We start from the raw sequence: 7,757 nt of genomic DNA on the forward strand, positions 1-7,757 counted from the left end.
TTCTCAGAACAACAGCAGGCCGAAGCCACCAAACAGACAGACGAAGATCGCAGTACGGAACAGGGCCGGATGCCAGACATGCCGGTACCAGCCGCGACGGCCCGCTACCGAGTCCAGTGCCCATAACAGCACGCAGACCAGCACGAACAACAACAGCAGGCCAGGGAACAGGGTTCCGGCGAAGGCAATTTCAATGGGCATCAACGGTTTCCTCCGCCGAACTGTCCGACGGGACGATGTAGGGGGCCATCACCGAGCGGTCATCCACCAACGCCAGGCGTACCAGTCCAAGGTGCAACAGCACACGGCCGGCGACCGGGGCCTGGCCGGACTGGGTCCGGGCCAAGTCCATCGCGGCCTCGAGTGCGCGCTCGGCGCGCTGCCAGCCATCAACGCTCGGCGAGGCGAAAAAGTCGGAAAGCGCCAGCACCACCGCATCCACATGCGCGTGCAGCGGGGTGGACGCCGGCTCATGCGCGACGTCCTGACGCAGATGGATCAGCGCACGGCCAGTCTCATTGACCGCCAAGGCCCAAGCCAGCTGCTCCCGCGACTCGTCGCTGCCCGGCGCGGTATGGGCAACAATCTGATGCAGCAGATCGCTGTTGGTGCTTTCAAAGCGATGCTGCAGGCCACGCAGCGGCGCCTGTGCCGCGGAGCGGACCTGCGCGCGCAGTCCGGCCATCTGACGGCGCCGCAACCATGCCGTGCCGACCAATGGCGGCATCAGCGCGAAACTGACCACCGCCGCGCCCATCGCCAACATATGCGAGGTGCCTTCATTGAAAAAGCGCGTCGGGTCAAACGAATGCAGGCTGCTGATCGCAAGGATATTGACCAGACCCATCGTATAGCCCAGGCCGAATATCGACAGCATGGGCCGGCTGACCATATAGGGACCCACCAGGAAGAACGGCAGCAACCCGGCCACCAGCAGGGCGTAACCATCCATCCGCGCGAGCACCCAGTAGTCACAGACATAGCCGGCCACCAGGCCGATGAAGTAACCGCCAGCAAGCTTGCCGGTCATCCTGGCCGCGTTGGGCACGGTGGCAAACAGGCCGGAAAAGATGGTGGCAAGCAACATCACATTCGCCGCCATCGCCCAGCCGCTGGCCGCCCAGAACGCCCCCAACACCAGCATGGTGATGGCGGTGCGCGCGAATGCCACAAAGGCCCCCGCGTAGTCATTGCCGCGCACGAAGTGCGCGCGTGCATCTTCCTGGCTGGGCGCGACCTGCTGGGTCAGTTGCCCACGTGCGTGGACATACTGCTCGATCTCCTTGACGAAACGTCGCAGCAGTTCGGCGCCGACGTCGAAATCCTCCACATTGGCGCCACCGCCAATCCCCTCGCGCAGCAATGCGATGCGCGCAGGCAGGCCTTTGCGAACCGGGTGGATCTTCGCGGCCAACTGTTCTGGCGAGACCTCACCGGATTGGATGGCCTGGCCCAGTGGCTGATACAAGGCCTGCAAGGCCTGGCCCGTGGATGGATCGGCCTGCCGCAACAGGCGGTTGATCAGGTGATGCAGCGACTGGAACGTGGTGGACGCCGCCATGAACCGCTGATTGAACCGTTGCAGATGTGCACTGCGTGCGCGGGCTTCCGGGTCCTCGAAGATCACCGAACTGCGCAGGTCCTCCAGCGTCACGGCATCACGCACCACCCGCAGATGCGCCTGTTCCATCTTCTCGCGCGGCACTTCACCCAACAGCGCGCCGCGGATGAAGCCAAGGAACTCGGCATACTGGTTGGCCACCGCCGCACGCAACGTGTCGCGCAAACGCACCGGGAACAAGGTGTCACTGATCACCGCCGTCACCAGCAGCCCCAGCAGGACCTCACTGATGCGTGCTACCGCCGAGTCGAAGATCTGGCCGGGATGGCTGGCGATCACCGGCAGTGCGACGATCGCAGCGGTATAACCGGCCAGCACGAAAGCATACGACTTGAAATTGCGATGCAAGGTAGCGCCGGCCGTGCAGCCGGCGATCCACAGCGCCATCAGCACCAGGAAGGGCTCACGCTGCTGCGGGAACAACGCAACGATCAGCAGTGCCCCGGCCGCACCGATCAAGGTGCCAAGCACGCGGTAGAAGGCCTTGGCCAGCACCATGCCGCTCTGCCGATGCATCACGATCACGGTGGTCATCATCGCCGTGCCCGGCTGCGGCAGCTGGAAGCGCATCGCCAGCCAACCGGTCAGGAAAAATGCCAAGGTCGTGCGCAGGACGAACAGCCAGGTATCGGCCTCGCCCTTGAGGAAACCACGCATGCCCACATACCAGGGCGCTACGGGCGGCGTGGTCGCGGAAACCGGAGAGATAGCCATGCGCGTCAGCCTACGTCGAATCCATCCAGCATCTTCTTGAGCAGGCGCTCAAGTTGATGCTGTTCCTTCGTATCCAAACCCTGTACCTGCTCTACCAGCAGCTCGGCCATCTTCGGCAACACGCCTTCGACGCAGCGCAGGCCCGCCTTGGTCAGGTTCAAACCCAACTTGCGTCGATCGGTGGTATCCGGGATACGTTCAACCAGGCCCTTGCCGCACAGCTGATCGGTAAGTCGGGTGATGTTGGCTGACTTTTCGGTCGCCGCCTCGGCCAGCTCGGAGGGATTGAGTGCGCGTGCAGGCGTGCCGTACAGCATCATCAGGATGTTGTATTCGGCATGGCTGAGGTCGTGTTCGCGCAGTACCCCGTTGGCGCGGTCATGCACCGCCTTGTAGATCACCTTTACCAGCCGGACCAGAACCGCCGGTTCGCGCGGGAACCCGGGCCAGCGTTCACAGGTGGCATCTATCCGGGTTTCGGTTGCGTCAAAGCTGCTCATGGCTCATCCGGCTCATCCAGGGCGGAGCCAGATAATACACAAATGTAATATAAACTTCTAAAACAGTTTTCCGGTTACGCAAGCTGTCGTTCAGCGGGGTACGACATAGCCACCGCGCACCCCGCGCGGGGACAGGACCAATTGCCACAATTGGGAATGCCGGGTGCGGAAGGTCGCCATCGACCCGGCCAGATAGAAGCGCCACATCCGGCGGAAGCGCTCATCGTAGCGTTCGTCCAACCGGTCCCAGGCCGCCTCGACGTTCTCCCGCCAGGCCAACAGCGTGCGGTCATAGTCGGTACCGAAGTTGTGCCAGTCCTCCATCACGAACAGCCCCTCCATCGCCTGCGTGATCTGCACGGCCGACGGCAGCATGGAGTTGGGGAAGATGTACTTGGCGATCCACGGATCGGTGCGGTCGCGGCTGACATTGGCACCGATGCTGTGCAGCAGGAACAGCCCGTGTTCGTCGAGGCAGCGCCGTGCCACCTCGAAATAGGTACGGTAGTTCTTGACCCCGACGTGTTCAAACATGCCCACCGACAGGATGGCGTCGAAAGGTTCGTCCAGTTCCCGATAGTCCTGCAGGCGAATCTCGACCGGCAGCCCAGCGCACAGCTTGCGCGCGAACTCGGCCTGCTCCTGCGAGATGGTCACCCCCACGCCCTCCACACCATGCTTCTCGGCGGCGTACTTGAGCGCCTCGCCCCAGCCACAGCCGATATCCAGCACGCGCATGCCTGGCTGCAGACCGAGCTTGCGGCAGATCAGGTCAAGCTTCGCTTCCTGCGCGTCGTCCAGGTTTCCGGCATTGCGCCAGTAGCCACAGCTGTAAACCATGCGCTTGCCCAGCATGGCGCGGTACAGGTCGTTGCCAAGGTCATAGTGGCGCTTACCTACCTCGTGGCTGCCCTGCCCGCTCTGCAGGTTGAACAGTTTGGCCTTGAGCGCGTCCCAGACCTCGCCACCGCCGTGGACGCGCTCATCAAGACGCGCGTCCAGCAGATGGGTGAGGAAACCATCGAGCGAATGCGCCTGCCACCAGCCGTCCATGTAACTCTCGCCCAGGCCAAGCGAGCCATCAGCCAGCACCCGCGCGTAGAAGCGCGGGTCGAGGATGTCGATGTCCTGCGGCCGGTCACCCCCGGGGGTGATGTCGGCCTCCTGCAACAGCGCTTCGATACGTCGTTGCAATCCTGCATCCATCGCTGGCCTCCACGGTTTACGGGTGTGCGAACAACCCCTGGTAGTCGGCCGCCACATGCGGCAACAGCACCGCAGCCGGCACGTCCACGGTCTGCGTGCCGTCCGAATACGGACCGACCTGGTACGGCGGGAACACGAAACGCACTGCACTGATCTTGCCCGCGGCATCAAGCACCGGCTGGAACTGGCTGAAGTTGACCGGATCCGGCGCCGTCCCTTCGTCGATCATCTTGGACAGGTTACGCACCTGTGCCTGCTGCTCTTCCGGCGACAGGTCTTCGCCCTGGGCACGCACCGTGGCCTGTTCCAGCAACTTGTCGCCAGCATAGTCGCTCAGTGCCTGCCAGCCTTTGGCCGAAGCAACCAAATCCTCGGCCTTGAGCAGGTGCTGCTGCTGTGGCAACCACACGAAGCGGGCAACCAGCGGCTGGCCATGGGCGCCACCGGTGTAGCTGCTGCCATCGCCCGACACCGCCACTACTGCCGGGGTATCAACCAACACGTCGTAGGCCAGCGAAAGTTCGTAGGGAGCGGTCGGCTTGTCGTTGCCCAACTCGCTCACCGCCTTCAGCAATTCGGCCTTGGCGTGCTCGGAATAACTTGCCAGCTCGGCGGCCAGGCCCGGGTACTTGGAAGCGGCCGGCGGGTAGCTGATGCCGATCACATAGCTCGGGGTGTTCTCGATGACATCCTTCAGCTCGGTAACGGCCGGGGGCTGCGTGGCCGGCGCCTCCACCGGGGCCGCAGGCGTGGCTGCCGCGCCCTGCTGTTGCTGTTGCTCCTGCTTGCATCCTGCCAACGCCGCCAGCATCACCGCGGCAGCCAACGATCCCTGTGCGAACCTGTTCATACCCTGTCTTTCCTCGAAGATCCGGCCGCCCGACTGGGCCTGGCCATGCCACGACGATTATCCCAGCAGGTCCGTGTATTCGCCATGACGTTGCATGAAGGCTGCCGCGTAGCTGCAGGCCGGCACCACCTTCCAGCCGGCAGCGCGCGCGTGGTCCAGGGCGAAACGCGTGATCTGCCCGGCGATACCGCGGCCGCCGATGGCATCGGGCACGCCGGTGTGGGTGATGACCATCACCCCGTCCTGCAGCTCATAGTCCAGGACTGCCGTGTACCCATCCACCGCAAGCTCGAAGCGATGGGCGTTGGCATTGTGGTGGACCGCAGGGTCGCTGGGGGTGGCTGTAGACATGGGAACTCCGGACAGGGACAAAAACCGTGGGGTGAAAGGGCCGTGATGACGCGTGGCGACGCTGCTGCCGCCGCTGCGCGTCACATTCGGACCTTACCCCCCTGACCCTTTACGGATCAAACCAAGAACTGCGTCAAATTTTTTGGCACGGCTCTTGCTGCGGTATCCACCACGACACCCAGGAAAGGATTGCCATGATCAACATCGAACAACCCATCCCCACCGACGACCAGGACGCCACCTTGCTCGAAGGCCTGTTCCAGCTCACGGTTGCCGGCGAGACCAGCAATTGGCAGTTCGACAAGATCGACAGCGAAGTCTATTCGCGCCTGCTGGCCACGTACGCCGCCTGAGCGACCGCCTGGCCAAGGGGCGCGCATGGCGCGCCATGGCGCCCGTCTCAGAGACCGAAGCTGGGGTTCATCAAGGCCTGCAGGAAGTGCTGCAGCAGCCCGGGCTCCATCAACAGCATGAACATCACGCCATAGGCCGCACCGGCCAGGTGCGCGCTGTGATTGACGTTGTCACCGCCCTTCTTGTCCATCCAGATGCTGTAGCCGACATAGAACACGGCGTACAGGATGGCCGGGGCCGGGATGAAGAACACGAAGATCAGCGACCAGGGCGACACCAGGATGAAGGCGAACAATACCGCCGACACCGCGCCCGATGCACCAAGGCTGAGGTAGTTGGGATTCTTCTGATTCTTCAGGTAGCTGGGCAGGATCGACACCACCAGCGCCGACAGATAGAACAACAGGTACACCCACCAATGGCCGGTAATGCTGGCCATCAGCTTCTCGACCAAGCGACCGAAGAAGTACAGGGTGATCATGTTGAACAGCAGGTGCGGGAAGTCGGCGTGGATGAAGCCGTAGGTCACCAGCCGGTCATACTGCTTGTGGCGATCGATCGCCGGGGGCCACAGCACCAGCCGGTCGGCCAGCTTGCGGTCCTTGAATGCAAGCCACGACACCAGCGCGGTGACACCGATAAGAACGTACGTGATCATTCCCTGCATGCTCAGGCTGCCCGGTAGTTGTCGACGACTTTATATCGCCGCGCATACATACCGAAAGCCAGCGCGGCCAGCAAGGCGAAGCCAGCGAAGAAGAACATCTGGAAGGCGGTGACGCTGAGCCCGGTGGTGGCGATACTGCCCGTCACCGAATCGTTGCGCACGGCAAAATTGGCCAGCAGCACCCACAGGTTGCCGACCGTGGTGGTCAGGTTCCAGAAGCTCATCACCACACCCTTCATCGACTGCGGTGCCTGGCTGTAAGCGAACTCCAGGCCGGTGGCCGAAACCAGTACTTCGCCCAGGGTCAGCAATGCGTACGGCAGCACCTGCCAGACAATGGACATGGGTTCACCACCGTCCATCACCACCTGGATGCCACCGATCACGATCCAGGCCAGGCCACTGAAGGCAATACCGGCGGTCATGCGCCGCAGCGCGGTTGGCTCCCAGCCCATCCTGGCCAGCAGCGGGTACAGCACGAGATTGTTGAACGGGATCAGGATCATCACCAGTGCCGGGTTCAAGGCCTGCATCTGCGAGGCAACGAACCAGGCCGGCTTGGTCATCTCCTCACCCTGGATCACCCAGGTAGAGGCCTTCTGGTCGAACAGGGAATGGAATGGGGTGACCAAGGCAAAGATCACCAGTACCCGCAGGACACTGCGTACACCATCGACGGACGCGTCCGAGTGGCTACCGCGGGCGCGGTCCAGCTGCAGCCAAGCGCCACCGCCGACGCCGGCAATCAGCACCACCAAGGCGATACAGGCGGCAATCACGAAGCCCAGCACCGGGGTCATGGCCAGCGATACCACCGCCGCCAGCAGGCCCAACCCGGCCAGCACCAAGCCAGGACGGCCCTGCCCCGGCTTGCGCGCAAACAGCGCGGTGCGGATGACCTTGCCGAACGAATCCGGGTCCTCGGCCATCTGCGGCTTGACCAGCACATATTTCTTCCGGCCCAGCCAGAACACGAAGGTCGCCACGAACATCAGCAGGCCCGGAATGCCGAAGGCCACCGAGGGGCCGTAGTTCTTCAGGAACAACGGCATGGTCAGGGACGCGAACAGAGAACCGAAGTTGATGATCCAGTAGAAGGCGTCAAACACCTTCTTGGCCAGGTGCTTGTTGCTCTGGTCAAACTGGTCGCCGACAAACGAGGCCACCAGCGGCTTGATACCACCGGCGCCAAACGCAATCAGGCCCAGGCCGGCAAAGAAGCCCATGCGGTTGTCTTCGAACACCGCCAGGAATGCATGCCCCAGGCAGTAGATCAGGCTGAACCAGAGGATGGTGTTGTACTTGCCGAAGAAGCGATCGGCGATCCAGCCACCCAGCAACGGGAAGAAGTACACCCCGATCATGAAGGTGTGCATCAGGTCCTTCGCGGCCAATGCGCGCTCACCCGAGTCCAGGATGTGCTGCAGCAGCGTCGAGGTGATCAGGAACTGCACCAGGATGTTGCGCATCCCGTAGAAGCTGAACCGCTCGCAG

General features: G+C 62.9%; 9 protein-coding genes. 1 reads left to right on the forward strand and 8 read right to left on the reverse strand.

From position 1 onward, the window contains the following. Positions 1-3 precede the first annotated feature (3 nt). From RT460_RS14875 to RT460_RS14900, 6 genes are all read right to left on the reverse strand, one after another. Entirely contained in the window at positions 4-201 is a 198-nt protein-coding gene (locus RT460_RS14875; RefSeq protein ID WP_313319744.1) for a DUF1656 domain-containing protein, read from the reverse strand. Next, a complete protein-coding gene (locus tag RT460_RS14880) occupies positions 191-2,335 on the reverse strand; it encodes an FUSC family protein (RefSeq protein WP_313319746.1) in 2,145 nt (714 codons plus the stop codon). The genes RT460_RS14875 and RT460_RS14880 overlap by 11 nt, the downstream gene beginning before the upstream one ends. A gap of 5 nt (positions 2,336-2,340) precedes the next feature. Next, positions 2,341-2,835, reverse strand: coding sequence for a MarR family transcriptional regulator (locus RT460_RS14885; protein WP_313319748.1), 495 nt, complete (start codon positions 2,833-2,835; stop codon positions 2,341-2,343). A gap of 90 nt (positions 2,836-2,925) precedes the next feature. Continuing rightward, the gene (cfa, locus tag RT460_RS14890) at positions 2,926-4,041 is read right to left on the reverse strand and encodes a cyclopropane fatty acyl phospholipid synthase (protein WP_313319750.1); all 1,116 of its coding nucleotides are present in this window, start codon (positions 4,039-4,041) and stop codon (positions 2,926-2,928) included. A 16-nt stretch (positions 4,042-4,057) separates the two neighbouring features. Further along, positions 4,058-4,891, reverse strand: coding sequence for a DUF4163 domain-containing protein (locus RT460_RS14895; protein WP_313319751.1), 834 nt, complete (start codon positions 4,889-4,891; stop codon positions 4,058-4,060). Between the two features lie 57 nt (positions 4,892-4,948). Beyond that, a complete protein-coding gene (locus RT460_RS14900; RefSeq protein WP_313319753.1) occupies positions 4,949-5,242 on the reverse strand; it encodes a GNAT family N-acetyltransferase in 294 nt (97 codons plus the stop codon). A 194-nt stretch (positions 5,243-5,436) separates the two neighbouring features. Between RT460_RS14900 and RT460_RS14905 the strand changes: the two genes are divergently transcribed. After that, a complete protein-coding gene (locus RT460_RS14905; protein ID WP_313319755.1) occupies positions 5,437-5,595 on the forward strand; it encodes a hypothetical protein in 159 nt (52 codons plus the stop codon). 47 nt (positions 5,596-5,642) lie between these two features. Here RT460_RS14905 and RT460_RS14910 read toward each other — a convergent pair whose 3' ends face one another. Together RT460_RS14910 and RT460_RS14915 are read right to left on the reverse strand one after the other, a co-directional pair. Beyond that, entirely contained in the window at positions 5,643-6,254 is a 612-nt protein-coding gene (locus RT460_RS14910) for a rhomboid family intramembrane serine protease (RefSeq protein ID WP_313319757.1), read from the reverse strand. A gap of 11 nt (positions 6,255-6,265) precedes the next feature. Further along, a partial coding sequence (locus tag RT460_RS14915) for an oligopeptide:H+ symporter (protein WP_313319759.1) occupies positions 6,266-7,757 on the reverse strand: 1,492 nt, incomplete at its 5' end.

Source organism: Stenotrophomonas sp. (genome assembly GCF_032061965.1).
GTDB lineage: Bacteria > Pseudomonadota > Gammaproteobacteria > Xanthomonadales > Xanthomonadaceae > Stenotrophomonas.